21 protein-coding genes are annotated in these 23620 nt (G+C 41.7%); 4 read left to right on the forward strand and 17 right to left on the reverse strand.

Annotated features, from left to right (window positions below; all coding sequences use genetic code 11):
- Positions 1-87: 87 nt before the first annotated feature.
- Both ccpA and CSV77_RS05005 read right to left on the reverse strand, forming a co-directional pair.
- Entirely contained in the window at positions 88-1089 is a 1002-nt protein-coding gene (ccpA, locus tag CSV77_RS05000; protein WP_099672522.1) for a catabolite control protein A, read from the reverse strand.
- A 134-nt stretch (positions 1090-1223) separates the two neighbouring features.
- The gene (locus CSV77_RS05005) at positions 1224-2306 is read right to left on the reverse strand and encodes a bifunctional 3-deoxy-7-phosphoheptulonate synthase/chorismate mutase (protein WP_099672523.1); all 1083 of its coding nucleotides are present in this window, start codon (positions 2304-2306) and stop codon (positions 1224-1226) included.
- 165 nt (positions 2307-2471) lie between these two features.
- Between CSV77_RS05005 and CSV77_RS05010 the strand changes: the two genes are divergently transcribed.
- Positions 2472-4607, forward strand: a complete 2136-nt coding sequence (locus CSV77_RS05010; protein ID WP_369802730.1) for a cell division protein FtsA — start codon at positions 2472-2474, stop codon at positions 4605-4607.
- Between the two features lie 106 nt (positions 4608-4713).
- Here CSV77_RS05010 and CSV77_RS05015 read toward each other — a convergent pair whose 3' ends face one another.
- The 9 genes from CSV77_RS05015 to CSV77_RS05055 form a co-directional block, all read right to left on the reverse strand.
- Positions 4714-5490, reverse strand: coding sequence for a YtxH domain-containing protein (locus CSV77_RS05015; RefSeq protein WP_099629609.1), 777 nt, complete (start codon positions 5488-5490; stop codon positions 4714-4716).
- Positions 5491-5547: 57 nt separating this feature from the next.
- On the reverse strand, positions 5548-6000 hold the full coding sequence (locus CSV77_RS05020; protein WP_099672524.1) for a DUF948 domain-containing protein: 453 nt from the start codon (positions 5998-6000) through the stop codon (positions 5548-5550).
- Positions 6001-6161: 161 nt separating this feature from the next.
- Entirely contained in the window at positions 6162-7475 is a 1314-nt protein-coding gene (gene murC / locus CSV77_RS05025; protein WP_099672525.1) for a UDP-N-acetylmuramate--L-alanine ligase, read from the reverse strand.
- Between the two features lie 130 nt (positions 7476-7605).
- Complete coding sequence (locus CSV77_RS05030) at positions 7606-10602, reverse strand: DNA translocase FtsK (RefSeq protein ID WP_233212173.1); 2997 nt, start codon at positions 10600-10602, stop codon at positions 7606-7608.
- A 198-nt stretch (positions 10603-10800) separates the two neighbouring features.
- The gene (gene ytpR, locus CSV77_RS05035; RefSeq protein WP_099672527.1) at positions 10801-11412 is read right to left on the reverse strand and encodes a YtpR family tRNA-binding protein; all 612 of its coding nucleotides are present in this window, start codon (positions 11410-11412) and stop codon (positions 10801-10803) included.
- Positions 11409-12224: a DUF1444 domain-containing protein gene (locus CSV77_RS05040; RefSeq protein ID WP_099629605.1), complete on the reverse strand. Its 816-nt coding sequence runs from the start codon at positions 12222-12224 to the stop codon at positions 11409-11411. Before CSV77_RS05040 ends, ytpR begins: the two co-directional genes overlap by 4 nt.
- 33 nt (positions 12225-12257) lie before the next feature.
- Positions 12258-12776 carry a hypothetical protein gene (locus tag CSV77_RS05045; RefSeq protein ID WP_099672528.1) on the reverse strand — a complete coding sequence of 173 codons (519 nt, stop codon included), beginning with the start codon at positions 12774-12776 and terminating at the stop codon, positions 12258-12260.
- 78 nt (positions 12777-12854) lie between these two features.
- Positions 12855-13370: a DUF84 family protein gene (locus CSV77_RS05050; protein ID WP_099672529.1), complete on the reverse strand. Its 516-nt coding sequence runs from the start codon at positions 13368-13370 to the stop codon at positions 12855-12857.
- A 28-nt stretch (positions 13371-13398) separates the two neighbouring features.
- Positions 13399-14472 (reverse strand): M42 family metallopeptidase, encoded by a 1074-nt coding sequence (locus CSV77_RS05055; protein WP_099672530.1) that lies wholly within the window; start codon positions 14470-14472, stop codon positions 13399-13401.
- Positions 14473-14674: 202 nt separating this feature from the next.
- Here CSV77_RS05055 and CSV77_RS05060 point away from each other — a divergent pair, with 202 nt between their 5' ends.
- Positions 14675-14989 carry a peptidase M4 gene (locus tag CSV77_RS05060; protein ID WP_029052835.1) on the forward strand — a complete coding sequence of 105 codons (315 nt, stop codon included), beginning with the start codon at positions 14675-14677 and terminating at the stop codon, positions 14987-14989.
- Positions 14990-15487: 498 nt separating this feature from the next.
- Here the strand turns inward: CSV77_RS05060 and CSV77_RS05065 are convergent, their stop codons facing one another.
- The 4 genes from CSV77_RS05065 to dat all read right to left on the reverse strand — a co-directional run bounded on the left by CSV77_RS05065 (position 15488) and on the right by dat (position 18976).
- Complete coding sequence (locus tag CSV77_RS05065) at positions 15488-16333, reverse strand: YtnP family quorum-quenching lactonase (RefSeq protein WP_099636413.1); 846 nt, start codon at positions 16331-16333, stop codon at positions 15488-15490.
- A 122-nt stretch (positions 16334-16455) separates the two neighbouring features.
- Complete coding sequence (gene trmB / locus CSV77_RS05070) at positions 16456-17100, reverse strand: tRNA (guanosine(46)-N7)-methyltransferase TrmB (protein ID WP_099672531.1); 645 nt, start codon at positions 17098-17100, stop codon at positions 16456-16458.
- Positions 17101-17136: 36 nt separating this feature from the next.
- Positions 17137-18108: a nuclease-related domain-containing protein gene (locus CSV77_RS05075; RefSeq protein WP_099672532.1), complete on the reverse strand. Its 972-nt coding sequence runs from the start codon at positions 18106-18108 to the stop codon at positions 17137-17139.
- Positions 18092-18976, reverse strand: a complete 885-nt coding sequence (gene dat, locus CSV77_RS05080) for a D-amino-acid transaminase (protein ID WP_099672533.1) — start codon at positions 18974-18976, stop codon at positions 18092-18094. The genes CSV77_RS05075 and dat overlap by 17 nt, the downstream gene beginning before the upstream one ends.
- Before the next feature lie 377 nt (positions 18977-19353).
- Between dat and CSV77_RS05085 the strand changes: the two genes are divergently transcribed.
- On the forward strand, positions 19354-19575 hold the full coding sequence (locus tag CSV77_RS05085; RefSeq protein ID WP_099629597.1) for a DeoR family transcriptional regulator: 222 nt from the start codon (positions 19354-19356) through the stop codon (positions 19573-19575).
- A 51-nt stretch (positions 19576-19626) separates the two neighbouring features.
- Here the strand turns inward: CSV77_RS05085 and CSV77_RS05090 are convergent, their stop codons facing one another.
- Complete coding sequence (locus CSV77_RS05090) at positions 19627-20358, reverse strand: pseudouridine synthase (RefSeq protein WP_099672534.1); 732 nt, start codon at positions 20356-20358, stop codon at positions 19627-19629.
- Positions 20359-20361: 3 nt separating this feature from the next.
- The gene (locus CSV77_RS05095; RefSeq protein ID WP_099672535.1) at positions 20362-21978 is read right to left on the reverse strand and encodes a putative polysaccharide biosynthesis protein; all 1617 of its coding nucleotides are present in this window, start codon (positions 21976-21978) and stop codon (positions 20362-20364) included.
- Between the two features lie 151 nt (positions 21979-22129).
- On the opposite strand from CSV77_RS05095, the gene CSV77_RS05100 reads away from it, so the two are divergent.
- On the forward strand, positions 22130-23395 hold the full coding sequence (locus CSV77_RS05100) for a BaiN/RdsA family NAD(P)/FAD-dependent oxidoreductase (RefSeq protein WP_099672536.1): 1266 nt from the start codon (positions 22130-22132) through the stop codon (positions 23393-23395).
- Positions 23396-23620: the final 225 nt, after the last annotated feature.

A 23620-nucleotide genomic window follows, 5' to 3' on the forward strand; every position in this document is an offset into this window, starting at 1 on the left:
CTTTGCATTTATACCTTTTTAAAAACAACGTATGAGTGTTGTAGATTCAAAACACGCATCACTTTCGTTACAGGCAGCGACTCCAACCTACTTCCTAACCGATTGCCGCTCTTCCAAATAATACGGTAGAATAACTTCTGTCTCTTCTACTTCTTCTTTGTTCATTAACTTCGTTAACAAACGCATCGATACAGCACCGAGGTCATACAAAGGCACCACAATCGCGGTCAACTGTGGACGAACAATACGCGCAAGAATAGAGTGCTGGAAACAAATAATCTCCACATCCTCAGGAATTCTAAGATTCTCATCACGCACACCATTCATAATACCTATGGCCACTTCGTCACTGCTCGTCATGACAGCCGTTGGAGGATTAGACAGCTTACCTAGTACACTCCAGCTCTCGTAAGCATCATCATACGTATTGTCAGTTTCCACGATCAATGACTCATCGATCGTCATCCCTGCTTCTTCCAACGCACGAATATACCCAACACGTTTGCACACACGATTAATGTCACGCGTAAAAGGTCCCGAAACAAATGCAATACGCTTATGGCCATTGTCGATCAATTTTTTTGTTACTTCATATGCGGCCTGTTCATGATCAATATTGACAGATGGTAAATTGGTTTCAAAATCCAATGTTCCTGCCAAGACGATCGGAACGTTCGCTGTCTTCATTTCTTTTCGTACTTCAGGTGAAATAGAATCACTCATAAAGATCAATCCATCTACTTGCTTGCCTAAATGATCTTCAAACAACTCCACTTCTCGAGATGTACTCTTGTCCGAATTGGAAATGATAATATTGTACTCATACATCGTGGCAACGTCTGCAATCCCTCTGGATAGCTCTGCATAGTAACTCTTGGACATATCGGGGACAATTACTCCAATCGTCGTCGTACGCTTGCTAGCCAGTCCACGAGCGACGGCATTTGGGCGATACCCCAATCGTTCAATACAGTCCAATACTTTTTTGCGAGTCGCCGGCTTCACGTTTTGATTGCCGTTCACTACACGTGAAACCGTTGCCATCGATACGTTTGCTTCTCTTGCTACATCGTAAATAGTGATAGCCATTTTTGCTCCTCCTGTCTTTATTCTTTACTAGTATACCGTGTTCTACTGGATTTTTGTGTTTTTCTGTGTAGAAATCTGTCATTCTATACAGAAAAACACCGACCTTTACTAATAAAGGGTCGGTGTTGGATGTTTTAGATCGTTTGGTGTGTGTTCATGAAGCGAGTCATCTCTTCGTAGAACTTGTCAAACTGCTCAATATCCATTTGCTGCGCTGAATCCGATAATGCTACGGCTGGATCCGGATGAACCTCTGCCATAACGCCGTCTGCTCCTACTGCAATTGCCGCTTTCGCTGTTGGAAGCAATAAGTCTTTACGGCCAGTGGAATGTGTAACGTCCACGAATACCGGTAAATGTGTTTCTTGCTTCAAGATTGGAACAGCAGAGATGTCCAGCGTGTTTCGAGTAGCCGTCTCATATGTACGAATTCCTCGCTCACATAGCATAATCTCCGTATTACCTTTAGAAATAATATATTCAGCTGCATTGACGAACTCAGAAATCGTTGCAGACATTCCGCGCTTTAGAAGGACTGGCTTATTGACCATTCCAGCTTCTTTTAACAGTTCAAAGTTCTGCATGTTACGCGCACCGATTTGAATCACATCGACGTATTCGAGTGCTTCCTCTAAGTGCGATGGTGTAATGATTTCTGTGACGATAGAAAGTCCAGTTTCATCTGCAACTCGCTTTAGAATTTTTAAGCCTTCAAGACCTAAACCTTGGAAATCATATGGAGATGTACGTGGTTTGTAAGCTCCTCCACGAATCATCGTTAATCCTTTTGCTTTGATGGACTTGGCTACTGCCAAAACCTGTTCGTAAGATTCTACTGCACAAGGTCCAAATACGAAAGATGGATGTCCGTCTCCGATTTTATGGCCGTTTACATCAACAATCGTGTCTTCAGGTTTTTTAGTACGGGATACGAGCAATGCATTCTTCTGCTCATCTTGCTGTACTTCAAGTGCCGACATGAAAATAGATTTAAATACCTGCTCAAGGATACCGTCTGGTAAAGGGCCATGGTTTGCCTTCTTTAAGACGTTGAGCATCTCGCGTTCGCGAATCGGATCATATCTATTTACACCTTGCTTTTCTTTTAACTTACCAATTTCTTGGATAACGCCTGTACGTTCATTGATCAATTGTAGAATATCTAAGTTCAACTGATCGATAGTACCTCTCAACTCACCTAAATCTTGCTTGCTCATAATACCTGTCTCCTCCCCGTACATATCTTCCTTTTCTAACACCGGAATCTATGGTACATTTTTATATAATAGACCTAGTATAATGAATACTCTTAGAAAAGTCACGCAATTTCATCTAATAATTATATATTCACTATTTTCGCATAGAAAAAACTTGAAAAGAGGTTGGAAATCCTGGCTACTAAGTTATTCGCTCTTGACATCGGGACTCGCACCGTTGTAGGGATTGTACTAGAAGAACAAAACGATTCATTCCATATTGTGGACTTGATTTCTAAAGAACATAAAGAGCGATCGATGATTGATGGACAAATACATAATATTTTAAGCGTGGCGTCTATAATTCAAGAAATAAAAGAAGAATTGGAACACATTCATGGCCCTCTGCATCGCGTCAGTGTTGCGGCAGCTGGACGTTCATTGAAAACAGCAGAAGGAACTGTGACAGTAGATATTTCAGATCGCACATTGATGTCCAGCGAAGATATTAATCGATTGGAATTAGCCGCTGTACAAAATGCACAAGAAAAATTACTATCCGCTCATCAATCACAAGAGGATGATCACTATTATTGCGTAGGGTATTCTGTTTTATACTACAAATTACAAGATGAAAAGATCGGTAGTCTGATTGATCAAAAAGGGAAATCAGCGACTGTAGAAGTCATTGCTACATTTTTACCACGTGTCGTTGTAGAATCCTTACTTGCCGCGTTAAAGCGTGCCGATTTGGAAATGGAGGCTTTAACACTCGAGCCAATCGCTGCTATTCATGTGCTCGTTCCCCCTTCCATGAGAAGATTGAATATCGCATTGGTCGATATTGGAGCTGGCACATCAGACATTGCGATTGTTAGAGATAATACCGTGACAGCATATGGCATGGTACCCGTTGCGGGAGACGAAATGACCGAAGCGCTAAGTGCACATTACTTGCTCGATTTTCCTATTGCTGAACAAATGAAACGACAAATTCATAATCAAGACATATTGACATTTCAAGATATTTTAGGATTTGAACAAGAAATCCCTTCAGAAGAAGTAATTGATGTAATTAAACCTTCAGTGAAACATGTAGCACTGTCGATCGCAAGCGAAATCAAACGATTGAATCTCAACTCTTCCCCACAAGCCGTAATGATTGTGGGAGGTGGAGGGTTAACTCCTACTCTGACGAAAGAAGTGAGTATGCAGCTAGACCTTCCTGAGAACCGCGTGGCGATTCGAAGTCTCGATGCGCTTTCAGGAGTTACACTTTCAGACCAAATCGAAGCCTCTCCTGCACTCGTAACGCCAATCGGTATTGCGATTGCAGCACAAAGAGCTCCCATTCATTACATTACCTTAACAGTCAACGACCAAGCCATTCGATTATTTGAACTAAAAGAGCTTACAGTGGGCGATACACTGCTTGCCGCCCGCGTTACTGCCCGTCAGTTATACGGTAGACCCGGACTCGCACTAACTGTCAAAGTAAACGGGCGATGGAGAACACTTCCTGGCGAGCACGGCTCATCTACAACCATCTTATTAAATGGTACTGAAGCCAGCACTAAGGATCCTGTTAACGATCATGACCGCATAGAGCTATTGTTCGGTAAAGATGGCACAGACGCCACAGCGACTGTCAGAGACTTAGTAGATGCGCCTGAACCGATACGTTATCAGCTCGACGGAGTGACGCAGACAGTTACGAGTGAAATTTTGCTCAATGGAAAGACGGTTACAATGGATACTGAGATTGCGGATCGGGATGAACTGACGGTGAATCCGGCGAATCGAATAAAAGACGTACTAACGTCTCCTATACGTTCAGGGACAGATTCGTTCACTGTGACATGGAACGGAACTCCCCACCGCCTAAAGAAACGCGAGATCCTCTACATCGCAAACGGACAAGAAGTCTCTGCTGACTACCAGATTCACGCAAACGATATCATTGAAACGCGTCAACCTGCCTCCCTTTCCTTAAAGGAAATAGCAAGAGAATTAGATATCGTTCTAGAAGAGCGTGCCGATGTAACATTTAATGATGAGCCTGTGGCAATCAAAAAACCACGAACTGCTGTTTATGTAAATGGACAACAAGCAAGTCTTGACTACCAAGTACAAGCCAACGACCATGTGGAGTTCAAGTCGTTGCCCACTTCTCCTATACTATTCAGTGATGTATTTTCATTCACTGATTTTTCCTTACCGTCTCAATCTACCACTGCCTATCAATTAATGCGTAATGGCGAATCCATCGGCTTCAATGAATTGATATTCGGTGGAGATCAACTACGTATTCTATTTGTTTAAAAGCTACGCTGTGCGGAAATAACGCATGGCGTAGCTTTTTCTTTATGGCTGTTCTAACTAATCGTACACATAGAAAAAACCTTCCCGTGAAGGAAGGTTTTCGCTATTATTTAGAATGAATTTTGTTGTTGTTGTTTGAAGACGAGTTGTTAGCTTTAGATTGATTCGTATTCTTTTTAGCAGAGGCATTTGTATTAGGAGATTTAGTCTCATTTTTTTGGTTAGCAGATTTGTCAGTTTTAACCTGATCTGCATTTTTGTTTGTTGTTTCTTTTACTTTTGAAAGTTCCCCTGATTTTTCATTGTTTTCTTTTGAACTTTTATAATCAGTTGCCTCTTCACCTTCAGATGATACAGTCCCATCGTCCATTGGAACATTTGTTTTTGATTTAACAGACTTCACTTTGTCAACTAGCTGTTCTGATTGTTCTTGCAAGTTTTGAGACAACTCAGAAGTCTTCTCTTTTGCAGCTGTAGTGAACGCTGCAGTTTTTTCTTTTGCCGTATCCGTAAAGTCAGCTGTGTAATCTTTTGCTGCACTTGAAAATTCCACTGCTTTGTCTTTTGCTGTGCTTGATAACTCTACCGCTTTATCTTTTGCCGTTGAGCTCAATTCAATACTCTTGTCTTTTAATTGTGAAGCCTGTGTAGTGAAATCTTCACGCATTTCACGGCCTGTCTTTGGAGCTAAGAACAGTGCAGTCGCAGCGCCAATTACCCCACCGATGATTGCGCCGGCAATGAAACTACCTGTACCGTTGCTATCCTCATCATACAGATCATGAGTTGAACGATATGTGTAGTTCGCTGGATATTGTGGTTGGCCATACGTATTTGAGTAGTTACCTTGGTTGTCGTTATAGTTCGGTTTGTTTTCTGTCATTTTTTCTTCCTCCTGTGAATTAACTATATTTGTATGTTTTAAAGGAAAATGCTTGTACTAGGAGCGCGATTTGTATACTGTCCAACCAGCGGACGTTTTAGGTTGCCGTTCTTTTACTTGATCATATAGATTAACTGCAACGGTTCCCCACTGTACGACTTGCGCGATTTTGTCACTGTTTTGTTCGGCGTTTGTAGTTACTGAGCTCGAGATCCGATGAACTGATTGATTGAGAGTGTTCACCGTGTCACCTACTCCTTTTACCGCATCCACCACAGTGTTCAGCTTGTCCGCTTTTCCTTGTAAATCTTCGGCCAGCTGATTGGTTTTTTGAAGAAGTTGTGTACTTTCTGTAGTCACTCCCTCTAATTGCTTTGATAAGTCACCTACTGTATGCGAGACACTTTGTAAAGATGTCTTTAACGACCCCAGTGTCATAGCCAGACTTACACAAAGAATAAGAAATGCGATTGCGGCAATCACTGCTGCAACGTAAAGTAAATTGATCACTTACGTTATCCTCCTAGAGCATATTCTTACGAAAACTTTACCCCTCTTTGAGAGTTTCTAAACTTTTCGTCCTATACTCCTGTTCGACATAACTGGGTGATATCCTTTATCGAAACCAAAAAACCTAAAAAAAAAGAGAAACAGCCCTCTCATAAAAGAGATTAGGCTGTTTCTTCTTTCGTAATATCAGAAGTAAATTGTTTTAAATATAATTGGATATCTCCAGCACCCATAAAAAGAATGACAGAATGTTTATGTGCTGCTAAATCTGACATATCTTCTATCTTCAAATGTTGGGAATTGGGGATTTTATCTATCAAATCATGAATCGTTAAACTACCGACTTTCTCCCGTGCAGAACCGAAGATGTCACATAAGTACACATGATCTGCTTCAGACAGACTTTCTGCAAATTGATCTAACATCGCTGCTGTTCTGCTGAATGTATGCGGTTGGAATACCGCAATCACTTCACGATTTGGATATTTTTGCCGTGCCGAATCCAATGTTGCACGGATTTCGGTAGGATGATGTGCATAATCATCCACAATGACACGGTCATCTACTTCCAAGACAGAAAAACGTCTTTTTACGCCTGTAAACGTCGCAAAGCGTTCATTCACAATGTCAGCTGGAATATTTTCATAATGACATAGTGTAATAACACTCAACGCATTTCTAATAGCATGATCGCCTGTTAATATAATGGTGAAACGGTGATAGAATTCATTTCGAATGAACACATCAAACGAACAGCCGTTTTGATCTTTTTCAATATTTGCTGCGTAAAAGTCATTGGATGAATCCAAGCCATAATAGACAATCGGAACTTGACATTGAAGTTTCTGAAGATTGTCGTCGTCACCACAAGCGATTAATGCCTTCTTTACTTGACTCGCCATCTGTCCGAAAGCGCTCAAAATATCGTCCAGACTTGTGAAATAATCCGGATGATCGAAATCAATATTCGTCATGATGGCATAGTCTGGATGGTAGGCCAAAAAGTGTCGTTTGTATTCACACGCTTCAAATACAAAGTTCTCCGCATTCTCGGTACCTTTACCTGTACCGTCCCCTATTAAGTAAGAAGTTGGCGCAAAGCCACCCAATACATGCGCCAGCAAGCCCGTTGTAGACGTTTTACCATGTGTACCCGTAACACCTATGGAAGTAAATTGTTCCATATAGTCGCCTAGGAACTCATGATAACGAATAACTTCTATACCAAGTTCTGCTGCCCGCAGTAATTCAGGATGATCATCTTTAAATGCGTTTCCTGCAATCACTTTCATGCCCGGCTGAATATTATTTTCATCAAATGGCAGTACTTTTATATTTCGTTCATGTAAGGGGTCTTCCGTGAAAAAGTATTTTTCCACATCCGAACCTTGAACTTCATACGAAGAGTCATGTAGCAACTGGGCAAGGGAACTCATTCCCGATCCTTTGATACCAGTAAAATGTAACAATGTCATATTGAAACCTCCCGGGAGTTCTTTCATCCCACTTTTTATCTTCAATTGTCCCGAAATGGACGAGAAGATTATTTCTTGTCATAGTATACCATGCGTTCGACCAAACCTTTAGATAGGAACTATGCATTCATTATTTCATGAAGCTTTCAAATGCTTGTTCAGTCAAAAAGACGTCGCGCGGTCTGCTCCCTCTTTGCTCAGATATAAATTGATTGGCTTCCATTCGGTCGATTAACTTTGCCGCCCGGTTATAACCGATGCTGAAATGGCGCTGTAATGACGAGGTGGATGCACTCCCCTGCTCGATGACAAAGTTGCAGGCTTGCTCAAATAATGGATCCGATTCCTCTTCTCGGACAGCAGCCGCCAGCAAATCATCTTGGCCGAATAAGTAATTCGGTTCTGCTTCATTACGAACATGTTCTATTATACGCTCGATCTCATCATCCGTGACAAATGTCCCCTGAAGACGGACAGGAGCCGATTGGCCATTGCCTAAATACAGCATATCCCCCTTACCAAGTAAACGATCTGCCCCTACTGAATCTAAAATAGTTCTTGAATCTACTTGTGAAGACACAGCGAATGCTATACGAGTCGGGATATTGGCCTTAATTGTTCCGGTAATGACATCAACAGAAGGTCGCTGAGTTGCGATGATTAGATGAATACCACACGCCCTAGCTTTCTGAGTGATTCGGCTGATCGACACTTCTACGTCCGCAGGTGCCATCATCATTAAATCTGCTAACTCATCAATCACTACAAGGATATAAGGCATCTTTAAAGAGAAACGTCGTGATGCCATGACCATTTCGTTATAGCGTTCAATATTACGTACTCCGGAATGCGCGAATAGTTCATAGCGTCTTTCCATCTCATTAACTGCCCATTTCAATGCCGCAGTCGCCGCTTTTACATCTGTAATAACCGGACTTAACAAGTGTGGAATGCCATTATATGGTGCCAATTCCACCATTTTCGGATCAATGAGCAATAGTTTCAGATCATGATGTGAAGCTTTATACAACAAACTGATCAGTATAGAGTTGATACAAACGGATTTACCGGAGCCTGTAGCACCCGCAATCATTCCGTGTGGCATCTTCCGTAGATCAATGGTTTGCGGCTCCCCCGTCAAACTAAGCCCTAATACAGCTTCAAGGGGCGAGTCTGATTTCATAAATGAATCACTATCAATAACCTCTGAAATTCGAACTGCACGTGTTTTGCGATTCGGAATTTCAATACCAATCATACTTGTACCTGGAATCGGCGCTTGGATACGAATATCTCTAGCCGCCAACGCCAATTTTAAGTCGTCGGTAAGATTTCGAATTTTACTTACTTTTGTCCCCTGCATCACCGTTAACTCAAACATCGTGACGGCAGGACCTTGCACAGCTTGTTCAACCGTCGCCTGTACAGCGAAATACGAAAGAGTTTCTTCTAACGTAGCGGACTGCGCTGCAAGCCACTCTTCATCAACGATTTCTTCTTCCGGAGGTGCCAAATATTGCATCGTCGGGAATCCGTAATGTGGTGGATCTTCTTCGATGATTTCCTCTTCAGGTTCTTCTACAATCGTTTCCGAAGTTGTAGCGGCCATTTCGGTTACTTCAACGTGAGATTCTACTGCAATAGATTCAGGTTCTTCAATGGAATCCTGTTCTTCCACGTTCAGTTCTACACTATTCTTCTGTTGTTCTAGCTGTACTGATTGTGTATCTTCCAGTGATTCTGTTTGTTCCGCGACAGGGTGATCCGCATCGATTTCGACTGACGCTTCTTCTACTAATTCTTTCTTCGCTGCATTAGCTGCAATGAGTTCTTCTACTCTAGCCGCTAATTTTTCTTTATCGGATTTAAGCATCAATACATTAAAAGGCACAACTTTTTCTTTCTTAACAGCTTGTACTGGCCCCTCTTGATCATCCATTTCGAATTCTACTTCATTGGATTCTATTTCTACTTGTTCTACTTGTTCTACTTGTTCTACTTGTTCTTGTTCTTCTTCTTCTTCTTCTTCTTCTTCTTCTTCTATCGTAACGGTTACAAGCGCTTCCAAATCTACTACAATTTCTTCTGTTTCAGTTGCAACATCGTCATACATTTCTACTTCTGTTTCTACTTCTGTTTTCGCTTGCTCTGTATTTTCCGTTTGTGCAAAGACTTCTTTTGATTCTTCTGATTCCTCAATCGTTACTTCAGCTTCTTCGATTTCATCATGTATATCGTCGTGTATAATTACTTCTAGTGACTCTTCCACTTGTATTTCTTCAGTCTGTTCCACTAGTTGCGTAGGTTCTTCAGATACTTCCAATTTAGGTTCTTCTACTTCTTGTGTATGTTCTTCCGCTGAGGTCATCTCCGACTGTCTTTTTTCTGATGAACTAGCAAACAATGGTGCTTTATTTGGTTGTTGGTTGGAAATCAAGGACAATGGCAATTCTTCGTCTTGATCTTCAAATTGATCATGTAACTCTTGATCTTTCACATCTTTCTTTTCTATGACCGATTCCATAGCCTCACTGATTGGAGAACTAGTGTTCAATCCGTAGATAGGTGAAGGCACGTGCGTAGGCGAAAATGGCTTTCTGAATATCTTAGGCCTCTCTACTTTCACAGGTTCTTCTTGATGACGAGATGGTACTTCTAGTTCAGGACGTCGCGATTCATATGGTTCAATCCGTTGCGGCTCCGAGTGCATTGTACGTTCTTGCTTTCTTCCGGTAAACGGTAGAGGCAATGGATTCGATGTAGGTGGAATGATTTGGGCAAATTCTCTTTTTGCTTCTGCACGGTAGACATTTCCACCTCGCTCATAACGACCTGGCCAACGTTCATTCTGTTCCAAAGGAAGTATTTCAAATGCTTCTTCTGTTGCTTCATCTTCTAGTAAATAGTCTTTCGTATATTCATCATGATGGATCTGTGGTTCCCATCCATAAATTTCGTAGTCAGAAACTATCGGAAACCGAAAGTTTGTTTTTTTATCTTCATCAAGACCTTCGTTTGGTTTTTGGTTTAGGTTATTTTTATCATTAATATTTTCAGTAGTTGGTTGTTCAAATAATGGGTTATTTTTTTCAGTGCCTTCTTGCATTTGCTGAAGGCGTCTTTTCATATTCCGTAGCCAGCTCAAATATATCACTCTTTTCATATCAATCATTTCATTTTAACAGGTTACCTAGGAGGAAATCAAACAGTTCTATGTTCTTTCTGTATAAAATGATGATTTGTAACCCTTTGTAACAATAATACAAAAAAGCTTTTGCTACAAGCCTAATGAGGCTTATGCAAAAGCTTTTTCCTATGGATATATTTACAACGTACCTTCGAAAGCTTCTCCGACTTTCTTATCATCTTCTAATACGAGAATTCCTTTTGCGTCGGGAGCATCTTGCAGATTGAGTTCTTTAGCAGAACAAATCATACCAGACGAAGCGACTCCACGAAGTTCCGCATCACGAATGACCATACCTGAAGGCATTACAGCGCCTACTTTTGCTACGACCACTTTCTGTCCAGCTTCCACATTAGAGGCGCCACAAACGATTTGCAATGTTTCCTCCCCTACGTCTACCTGACAAATGTTCAATTTATCTGCATTTGGATGCTTTTCTTTTTCAGCAACATAGCCTATAACGAATTTCGGAGTGAAGTCCAATTCCAATTCTAACGCAATGTCATTTTTCTCTAAAGCTTCCTGTATTTGTTCGCCAAGCTCTTCTGTCAGTTCTACTTGACCTACTGTTGAAACAGTGAAATAACTGGATGCATCAAATAAATTGAACGCGACTACAGTTTCTGTCTCTTCACTTTTAATCAAAGCGACATTATTTTTTCTTTCCACAGTAATTGCTGCCGGTCTTTCAGTTGTAAGTTGAACGAACAATACGTCGCCAACACCTTCTGGATTATAAAATATATTCATTTTTTCTGATCCCTTCTTGCCAATCTATTTTTCGCCATAATGAAAATCGGTTCAAGTTTACCATCTTCATAAATGAAAGACAATGATGTAACAGGTACGGCACCTGTTGTGAAAAACTGCATCGCGATCTGCGCCACGACGTCATAGCCTGTTTCATTCCGTATATCTCCAATGATTAACACATCTTGGTGAGGAACGGAAACGACCATATGCCCTTGTATTTTCTGTTCCATTTCTCTCATGAATGGCTGATTCAATATTCTGCTCGCATCATAGCCATCGTTATTGTTGATGAAGTAGAATATATTATCAGATACGACATCTTGCTTATACGTTGTCGGTAACGACTTCACTTTAAACATTGCGACTTCCTGTATTTCCTGTTCTGTCATCTGCAGATCAGACAGCATCCCTTGATCAATCAGGCGATACGTGTTTCCTAAATCTAGCGCATAGAAAATTCGTGTTTCGGCTGTATGCTCTTTCGTTAAGAAAGCTTGTCCTGCGGAACTTTCAGTTGGAAATGAAGTCGAACGGATGACAGGATAAATTGTATTTTCTCCCGCGAAGCCTTTTGCTTGTTCTTGCTCCATGGCGCGAAATGTCTCTAGGACGGTATACACCACTTCATCGATTGCACGTTCGTTTTTCTGTTCATACTTGGATAGAATTTCAGGTAATGAAATATCCATGCCTTTATGAAGAGTATGGTGGACAATCCGCAATTTGTCAGCCCGACGGTCAAATTGCCAATCAAAGTTCTCTTTAGGTAAGCGTTTCTTTAGTTCTTCTACCAAATCTTCAGCTTCCATTCGTTAACCCTCTCCTTCATTACTTAAAATTACTTACTGGTCGTCATGTTGAACCGAACGAGCAATTTCCATCATCATTTCTAAATACGCTTTGGTATTTTCTTCATCCGTCACAGTTTCAACTTTCGCTCCGCCTACGTTGGCGATTAACTCTACTTGTTTCTCACCTTTTTGTATGACCGCAACAAAGCCAAATGCTTCATCTTTAGAAAATGTTTGTGCACCTACTAAATCATCCGGTTCATCCGTTAACAGTACGTCATAATAGACTTGACTATTTTTCTTTTCATTCGGATTAACTGTTAGATAAAATGAATCATTTCGTTTAGTTAAAACAATCTTTTGGGAAGTTGATTCTTTATCCATTCGTAGAGTTGGCGGTTTATAGAATTCAATATTGCCCACCGTTTGATTCGATTTTTTGCTATTTAGTTCGAATGCTTTTTTCGCTGAAACAAATGCATCGTCAGTACGGACTTCTACTTTTTGATTACATCCTACCAACACGACAGCCAGTAGCAACAGCAAGAAAACCTTTCCACTTCGCAACATTCAGGTTCCCCCCTTCTCTACTTTCGTTCAATTTTCTATCAGTCCTATTCTAATCGCACCCCGACGCTATTGCAATCGTCAGCTCTGTAGCGACGTGCTATACAAGAGCTGGCCAATCAATAATTGCATGATATGTTCAAATAACGCATCCCTTGGTACAAGTTGTGCCGTCAACATACCCATAGCCCCTTCTGACGTGCGTACATTTTGCTTTTTGAAATAGGCATCCACTGCATCACCAAGTTCTTTGCCACGGCGAATTTCGTCGGCCAATTCTTCTGGTAAAGGGATTTGTGCTCCTGCAGCAGTAAACGTTTTGCCTTCCGGTGTGGTGAGGGCGCCCCAATTGCAGAGATACATCGTGCCGGAAAGCATATGAACCCCGCCTTCTAAACCTATACCGAAAGCATTCTTGGCTGCAGTGATCGAACGATTGATTGCGCCTTGCCGCGTTTCTTCCTCACTCATCGGCTGTGCGCTGACACCTGACGGAACGGACGCAAAAGAAATGGTACTGTTCTCCACGTAACGTTCAACGACCCGAACTACCGCACGTTTTTTCGCCTGATTTTCAGAGCCCAGAACAAATTCCATTCCACATCCTCATTTCATTTCTAGTCGTTTAGCAATTTTGTTTAATAGTTTCCACAGTTGTTTTATCACATGCTTTTACTAGTTTTGTAATTAATTCTTTCGCTGCTGCATAATCATCTGTGTGGATAATGGAAGCCGCAGTATGGATGTAACGAGAACAAATACCGATAACAGCACTTGGCACGCCGTTATTGGCTACATGTACTTGCCCTGCATCCGTACCGCCTTGGGATACAAAGTATTGATACGGTATATTGTGAGTTTCAGCAGTATCTAAAATGAATTCGCGCATACCACGGTGTGTGATCATCGAGCGGTCCATAATACGTAGCAACGTTCCTTGGCCCAATTGACCAAATTCTTTTTTATCGCCACTTGCATCATTTGCAGGACTTGCATCGAGTGCGAAGAATAGATCAGGATCTATCATACGTGCAGCCGTTTGCGCGCCACGTAAGCCGACTTCTTCCATAACGGTTGCCCCTGAATACAATGTATTCGGCAACGTTTCATTTTTCACTTCTTGCAAAAGCTCTATGGCAAGACCGCAACCATAGCGGTTATCCCATGCTTTGGCCATAATCTTTTTTGGATTAGCCATCGGTGTGAACGGACAAACCGGCAAGATCTGCTGACCGGGACGAATGCCGAAACGCTCAGCATCTGCTTTGTCGTCAGCGCCAACATCAATCAGCATGTTTTTGATATCCATTGGTTTGCTGCGCTCTGCGTCACTCAACAAGTGCGGTGGAATCGAACCGATCACACCGGGAATTTCCGCATCTTCCGTGATGATCTGGACTCGTTGTGCCAATAATACTTGGTTCCACCAGCCTCCTAACGGCTGAAAACGAAGCATTCCGTTATCTGTAATACCTGTTACCATGAAGCCGACTTCATCCATATGTCCAGCAACCATAATTTTCGGCTCGTCTTCTTTTCCGTGCCGAACACCAAACACGCCACCGAGACCATCTTGAATTATCTCATCCGAGTTCTGTGCCAACTGCTCGCGCATAAAAGCCCGGACACGGTATTCATTACCAGGTGCGCCCGGAAGTTCAGTCAATGTACGAAATAACTCCAATGTTTCTTTTTTCATCTAAATCCCTCACTTTTTTATTGTCTATGTGTAGTATATCCACATAGTAAACAGATGAATACTAATTAGGTTAAGAATGTACTTTACACAAAAGTGCCATATTCTGCCGATTAGTAAAATTGGAAACGCTTTTGAATCGCCATGTACTTTTAAACTATGTTACACTATAAGAAAAGATTTGCGAAGGAGGCTGCAATTAGCCATGAGAGTAAAAGACTTTTTAGCTGGAATTTTAACTGGTGTTGCTGCAGGCGTAGTAGTGAATGAGGCATTTAATCGTTACAATGAAGAAGTACCTGCTGATAACGTATTGAAAAAAGTAAAAGATGCATTTAAAGAAGAAGGACCAATCGACGGTTCGTGGATCGTTATGAAACCAGAACCTTACACAAATCACGTGATTTCTATGGATGTTTACCGTGGTGGCGTTTCTCGCATGAAAGACGGCAAGCTAGAGCAATTTGAATTCGCAGCTGATGCGAAAACAGGCACTGTCGTGGAGCTAGTTCGTCAGTAATCAGTAATTAACTATACGTAGCGAGACTATCCAAGAAGTATTTACTTCTTGGATAGTCTCTTTTCTTGTTAGAATGAATTTTAAGTGCGAGTTGTATGCAGCAAGATTCGAAGAACGGCCCTATCTTCACTTTAACGCGTAGTCCGGCTTAAGATTTTACATAACTATATTTTAAAATGTACTTCTCCATACAGAAAAAGACAAACCCCTCGTAAAAGGGATCTGTCTCTAGCACTTAATGTTTAACATTGCATAAGGTTTCCAGCTCAAGAACACAACACCAGTTGATCGTAAGAGGAAGGCGGCGACTCCCGGAGGATCAGCGTGCGCCTTGAGATCCCGCAGAAGCGAAACGCACGAGGAAGCTCAAGCCACGCCCTCGGGAAAGCGTCCGCCTGGAACGTCGATCAACTGCGCACTCCCACTCCCCTCACTAAATCACTTGAACTTGAACTTGAACTTGAACTTGAACTCGAACTCGAACTCGAACTTAATCCCTCACCGAGTACGAGGCAAGCTATCTACAATAGTCTTCCCATCTTCACTAAACTTCGCCATGCGATACACCGCATCATGATAGAAAATAAACCCATACTCATTTGGAAGCGCTTCCTTCATTAAGCGCTCTTTTGCAAAAATCGAGTCCATTGGATAATCATCATACGCAAGTACCCACAAAGGATTCGTATGTGCATGCGTCGGCATAATATCCGCCATATGAATCAACGTCTCGCCGCCTTGCTCTAGCTTAATTACACAATGGCCGTCACTATGACCGCCCGTATGAATCATCTTAATACCTGGTGCTACTTCAATCTCTTCTTCAAACGTCTCAACTTGACTTTGAATTGGCTCCCAGTTTTCTTTCCAATACGTATTGCGTGAGCGAATATTCGGTTCTCTCATTTCATCCCACTCAACTTGTGAAGTATAGATCTTGGCATTTTTAAATACAGACACCAGCTGATCATCTTCCCACTGTGTCAAACCTGCCGCGTGATCATTATGAAGATGGGACATTAACACAACATCAATATCATCAGGCGTCATGCCAAGCTCTTCTAAACTTTCCTCTACACGCGTTTCGGCACGGACACCCAAGTTACGCTTTTGCTTGTCGTCCAACTTGCCTTTTCCGATACCGGAATCAATTAAATAATTTTTATTTTGATATTGAATGAGGATGGGGTCTGTTCGTAGTTCAATTAAATTGTTTTCATCTGTTTCATAGCGTCTTGACCATAGAGCCTTCGGAACGACACCGAACATCGCACCTCCGTCTAAAAAGTTTACGCCTCCGTCTAACCACGTTAGTTTCATATCATGAAAAGTTAGTTGATCCAAAATAATTCCTCCCTACATTCCTTTAGTAACTGTTGTATGGACATTGTACTTTTCCACTGAGCCCTAGAGCTCTAGCAGAAAAGTACAATGTCCAACAGCTTTTAATCTCTTATCGATCAGAATTAGCTTTGATATTGTGCTTCCAGACGATAAATCGGCTGACCTTTACTTGAAAACTTTTCTTCGTACTCGGTTAACACATTGTCTTCAGGCATGTTTGCATGTAAATCGAGTGAAACGGATAGTAATTTCATCCCATAATTCGTCATGGAAACAAGGGAATATTCAAACAGCGAACGATTATCTGTCTTAAAGTGAATTTCTCCATTCGCCTTCAAAACACCTTCATATTTCGCTAAAAAATTCGGATGTGTCAATCGACGCTTTTCATGGCGATCTTTTGGCCATGGATCAGAAAAGTTTAAATAGACACGATGAATTTCCGAATCCGCGAAAATGGATTCCAACTCTTCTCCATTAACACGCATCAAACGTAGATTCGAAGGTTTTTCCGCTTCAATCGCTTTCTCTAAGGCGGATACAATGACATTATCGAAATGTTCGATGCCAATATAGTTAATCTCCGGATTAGCTAATGCCATTCCAATGATAAATTGACCTTTACCTGTACCCACTTCAATATGAATTGGCGCATCGTTCCCGAATTCTTCAGTCCAACGATTCTTTTTGCCTTCCGGATCCAAAATCAATACATCCGGATGCTCCGCCATGAAATCTTTAGCCCAAGGCTTATTTCGTAAACGCATAATCAGTACACTCTCTCTTTTTCAGTAAATTCTTTTCTATTGCTCTTCTATGATTTCTTCCGCATCAAACAACCGACTCATCGCTGTAGTTTGTGCATGATCCAATATTGCTTGTGCGGCTTTAAATTGCGTATGTTTCATGGGACTCGGATTACTGCATAACTTTGTCAGCCATTGTTCATATGTTTTGCGATCAATGGTTGTAACCTCAAACGGAGTACCAGGATAGTCAATATAGCCATTTCTCGATACAATCAGCTTCTTGATCGGGATTTCCACTTTCGCTGCTCTGAAAAATGATGAAACCACTTTCTCCATTCTACTAAGCGCTATCGTTGGATTCAGCACCTTCGCTTGTTCTTCACCGAACTTCTTCAGCCAAAACCTTTCGCCACTACCTATGTACGCAGCCATTCTTTCATCTTCTAGCACTGTGATGCAATAGCATGTAGTAGGAGCTAATAAGATGATGTCCAACTCGACAGGTGCCTTATTGACTTTGACGATTGGATAATAAAGCAACAAGAAGCTATCAGGTAGACGCAGTGTCAGTTGCTTCAACAATGGATCAGAGAAATACTTTGGATCTACACGGGATCGGTCATACAATGTAGAACTAGCCCACTTTAATTGGAATTGAAACAATTGATCCCGATAGGCTCTTTTTAACTGTTCAACATTCGAAGGTTGACTTGAAATAGAAGCTTGAAAATCCCAATCATTCTCTTGATCTTCTACCGCTTGTTCAGAAATAGCGGACGCTTGTGTCAATTCCACATCTGGTTGTTTACGCCATTTTTTGAATAATACCGTATACCATTTCGAAGGCACTTCCACATCCTTAGAAAAAGTAGCCGCTTGCTCCGCATATATATCCACACCGTGCTCCCATTGTTTTTTAATACGTTTCCATTGGTAGCGCTTCAGACGGATGAATTGTGTCGGATAACGGGTTAGATCATTCTCGTACCGCGAAATATAATCCGCAAGTTTAATTAGCTGGGCCATTTGATTCTCTTTCCTTATGATGACCAGCCGCCACTAACTTCGGAATTTGTGCCTCAAATGCTTCTTGTAACTTTCTCGTCCACAGCCCCGGAACTCCTTGTCCTATAGGTTGCTGATCTATAGTGATAACCGGTGTGATTTCAGCATTCGTAGACGTATAGAAAAATTCATCCATTTCTAACGCTTGTGGCAATGTGAATTCTTCTTCTTTAACTGGAATCGCTAACTTCTCTGCTATTTGCAACACGACACGACGAGTAATTCCGTTAAGTATGAAATGGTTAGCAGGATGTGTATACAGGATACCGTCCTTAATACCAAACGCATTGGAAGAAGAGCCTTCACGTACTAACCCGTCCCGTACGAACAACGCTTCTTGACATCCATGATCAAACGCCTCTTGTTTCGCCATGACATTGCCGAGGAGATTCAAACTCTTAATATCACAACGAAGCCAACGCATATCTTCAACAGACTTCATCGCAGCGCCTTGTTGAAGATATTGCATAGGACGTGCATTTTCTACGGCATAGCCAATCATGACAGGGACACTGTCTTCCGGGAAATGATGCGTACGTGGCGCCACACCGCGTGTGACTTGTATATAAATATGTCCGACAGATAGTTGATTATCCGACTGTAGCTTTTGTACGATTTCGAGTAGCTCATCGATAGTATACGACAGGTTCACACGAATTTTTTCTGCACTCTCGAGCAATCTCTCCAAATGTTCTTTCGCTGTGTACAATGCGCCATCGTATACTTTAATTACTTCATATACTCCATCGCCAAAAACATACCCACGATCATTCACCGAGACGTTCATTTTATCTTCTGTTAGGTATTCCCCATCTTTGAAATAGATCACACAACCGCCACCCTTCCTATATGAAACCTCAAGCCAAATTACCGCCAGTTTCCTCTTTTTCTATTTTCACATGTTTATGACATAAAATCAATTAGACCTTATTAGAGTGAGAGCCATTTTTTCTATTCATCTCTTAAGAACAGCTAACTAGGTAACTAGTAAACTATTTATTCTAATTTATTAAAAAGTATGAGCGAAAACATGTGCGCTTTTATATAAAATACGTTATACTACTATTGTCAGAATCATTCACTTATTATTCTGGCATAGCGTAGATAATAGGAGCAAATCAGGAAAGGTAATATCAAAGAATACCCCAACAATCTTCTTTTGAAATGTTGGCGTGAAAATATGAAGATGAAGGAGTGGTTTCTTAAATGAACCCAGCTACCGATCGCATGTTAATTCGTATCAAAGATGTCTATCTGTTCATTCGGGATAACGGAAAAGTAACAACGGAGGCCGTGGCGGAGGAATTCAATATTTCACCCCGCACTGCACAACGTGACTTAAATGTTCTGGAGTACAATGAATTGATTAAGAGCTCAGTCCGCGGCGAATGGACGACGACGTCCAAGAAAGTGAAATTATCTTCCTGATGTAGCCTCCTATATACAAATTTACAACGCAAAAAGGCTGATGCTTTTGCATCAGCCTTTTTGCTTGGAACGATCTACTTCTTTTAGTTGTAGCAATTCCGCTTCTGTTAGCTCACGGTATTCACCTAGTTCCAATTCTGGATCCAATTCAAGCGGTCCCATCGTTAACCGCTTCAAATACACCACTTTTTTCCCTACCGCTTCAAACATCCGCTTCACTTGATGAAACTTACCTTCTGTAATCGTCAGTTCAATCTCCGACTCTTCAGCAGAATGCAATATGTGTAGAATGCCAGGCTTCGTTTCATAGGCATCATCTAAAATCACCCCGCGCGCAAAAGCTTCTGCATCTTCTTCTGTTACTATTCCAGCCACTCTCGCATAATACGTTTTCGGCACTTCTTTCTTCGGTGACAATAAATTATGCGCCAGTTTCCCGTCATTTGTCAGAAGTAATAACCCTTCTGTGTCTTTATCCAAGCGACCTACCGGAAACGGTTCGAAATGCCGATCTTCGCCCGCAAGCAAATCAACGACTGTTTGATCACGATGATCTTCCGTCGCAGACAAGACACCAGGCGGTTTATGCATCATTAGGTAGATGAATTCTTTATACAGCACTTCTTCACCTAACAATGAAATCGCATCGGAATGCGGGTCCACGTGCTGAGCAGGATCTTTCATCACTGCCCCGTTGACCCGAATCATTCCTTTTTTCAAGAGTTGTCGAACTTCTTTACGTGAACCATAGCCTGTGTTTGATAATAATTTATCCAATCTCATTGATTATCCTCCAAGTCCAAAGCGTCTCATCATACGTGTTAGACGATCTCCAAATAATTGTTGTGCTAGTCCTGATTTGATAGCCAAGAATCCATAGATCACCATTCCGACACCTGATCCAATCATGACATACAACAAAGCTTGCCAGCGTCCCACTGGAATGTGCGCCATATTCAAGCCTTTATTCGTCAGCCAAACTCCAGCAAACATCACTGCGTTGAAAGCCAATATCAAAAACAAACGTCTGATGACCATTTCAGATTTATAATTCAATGCTTTTTTAATGACGTACAAATTGATACACACTGCTACCGAGTAGCCAATGGCAGTGGCGATAATTGCGCCGTTCACTTCAAACAATTTAATCAGCGGAATGTTGATGAGCATTTTCACTAGCAATCCGAGCAATGAAGTGAAGACAATCCATTTATGATGATCAATTCCTTGCAAGATGGCAGCCGTTACGGTGAACATCGCAAATAGAATCGCTACCGGTGCGTAGGAAGCTAAGACACTCGCTCCCGCTACATCGTACTCATATAAGAATTGATAAACTTCACTGTTTAAAACAATTAACCCAATCACCATTGGAATCGTCAAGAACAGCATGATCTGATACGTTTGATCGAGTGATCGTGTGACGCCCTTTTGATTGTTAGACGTATAATCCTTTGTGATAATGGAGATGAGCGCCATAGAAAATCCAGTTGCGACCATCACGGGAATCATCACGATCTTATGTGTTAAAAAATTCAGCTTTGTTAAATATAAATCAGATACACTTGAAAGTCCGATGGATTTCATAGCGCCGTTAAATGTAATCATGTCGACGAATTGATAAATTGGATTAATCGTTCCGACCAATACAAATGGCAATACGTACGCGAGGACTTCTGTATAGATTTGTTTCAACGACACCGAACTCGCTGGCGGACTATTCGATAACAAATAATTAAATTCATCCTGATATTTTTTCCAGTAATAGTAGAGACTCCATAAACCAGCGAGCGCTCCGATAAACGCAGCAAACACTGCAAAGTGGACAGCAATTTTTGGTGACAAATCCAGTACATTGACGACCACAAAAGCTCCGACGAGCACCACAACGATCCGTACAATCTGTTCGATTAATTGGGAAACAGATGTCGGTTCGAACTTTTGATAACCTTGCAAAAATCCACGAGCGATACTAAGTAAAGGTACTGCCAGCAAAGCAAAGCTGACCCAACGAATGACTGTTGCAATATCTTGAACCGTGAAAATCTGTTCTTCATCTTTGATGACGAGTTCCGCAATCGGAGTCGCCAGGAAGAACAATGCGAGAAATGACAGAAAGCCCGTTAAAGACATGACGAGCATGCCTGATTTCATCAATTTCCGTCCGGTCGCATAATCGCCTAACGCATTGTATTTGGAGACAAACTTTGAAATGGCGAGCGGAGCCCCGGATACTGCAACCGCCAGTGCTAGATTGTAAGGTATGTATGCATATTGATAGAGACCGACACTCTTTTCTCCAACGATTGCATAAAACGGAATTACATAGAGTAAGCCGAGTGCCTTCGATAAAAATAAGCCAATCGTTAAAATGGCCGTGCCTTTCAATAAATTGGATGCCATAATTGATTCCTTCCATTCCTAAAGAGATTCTTGTATAGTTTACCCCTCGACACGCTTTTGCACAATCTTTATCTCAAGTCCAAATCAAAAAGCAACCATGCCCATATGGTGTATAATGAAAGACAAAATGAAATGAAAGAGTGGTTCTACAATGTATGATGTAATCGTAATTGGTGGCGGACCTTCAGGTTTAATGGCCTCTATTGCAGCAGCCGAACAAAAAAAGCGGGTTTTATTGATTGAAAAAGGACGTAAACTCGGCAATAAACTAGCCATTTCAGGCGGCGGTCGCTGTAACGTCACAAATCGACTGTCACAAGAAGAAATCATTAAACACATTCCGGGAAATGGCAAGTTTTTATATGGACCGTTCTCTGTCTTCAACAACCAAGATATCATCCACTACTTCGAAGGCCTTGGCGTTCCGTTAAAAGAAGAAGATCACGGCCGGATGTTTCCCGTTTCAAATAAATCTAAAGATGTCATCAACGCCCTATTAAATCAGATGGATGAACTAGGCGTGGACATACGATTGGAAAGCCGCGTACAGAAATTATTAATGGATGATGAAAAAATTCTCGGTGTTCGGTTAGAAGACGGTGAAGAAGTACGTGCTCATGCAGTAGTCGTTGCAGTCGGAGGCAAAGCCGTTCCACAAACAGGCAGCACGGGTGACGGATACCCTTGGGCTGAACGGGCGGGCCATACCGTAACGACATTGTATCCAACAGAAGTTCCGTTGCTGTCACGCGAACCATTTATTGTCTCGAAAGATTTACAAGGTCTAGCATTACGTGACGTCAAAGTATCTGTATTGAATAAAAAAGGAAAAACGCTTGTTACCCATCAAATGGACATGCTCTTCACCCATTTCGGATTAAGTGGACCAGCGATTTTACGCTGCAGCCAATATGTGGTCAAAGAGCAGATGAAGAATGGCAAACAGCCTGTCTTGCTGCAAATTGATTCAATACCTGATCAACATGAAGAACAATTGACACAAACTATCGCGAAAATTTTAAAAGACGAACCTAAGAAACAAGTAAAAACCTCATTGAAAGGCCTCGTACCTGAACGGTGGTTGCTATTTTTATTGAAGAAAGCGGAAATCGGGGAAACCGAAATCGGCATAGATATTAAGCGTGAGGCTATACGTACACTCGCAAAGCTTCTTAAGACGTTCCCTGTACATATTACAGGCACGCAACCGATTGAGAAGGCATTCGTTACGGGCGGCGGCGTTTCAGTAAAAGAAGTAGAACCAAAGACGATGGCTTCACGTAAAAAAATCGGATTGTTCTTCTGTGGAGAGATTTTAGATATCCACGGCTATACGGGTGGCTATAATATTACCGCCGCTCTTGTGACAGGACGTCTGGCGGGAATGAATGCCGGATTATTAAGTCGAACGGAATAATCGTGTGAGCGGTTGAACGTCTGCATAGAGCGGTCGACACGTGCGATAGAGCGGTTGACATTTCGCATAGAGCGCTTAATCCGTCTGATAGAGCGGCTAACGTGTCGCATAGAGCGCTTACCCCGTGCAATAGAGCGGCTAACGTGTCGCATAGAGCGCTTGACGCGTGCGATAGAGCGGTTAGCGTGTCGCATAGAGCGCATAGTCCATAAATATGATAATCGC

The organism is Sporosarcina sp. P16b (assembly GCF_002743065.1).
In the GTDB taxonomy this organism is placed as follows: Bacteria; Bacillota; Bacilli; order Bacillales_A; family Planococcaceae; genus Sporosarcina.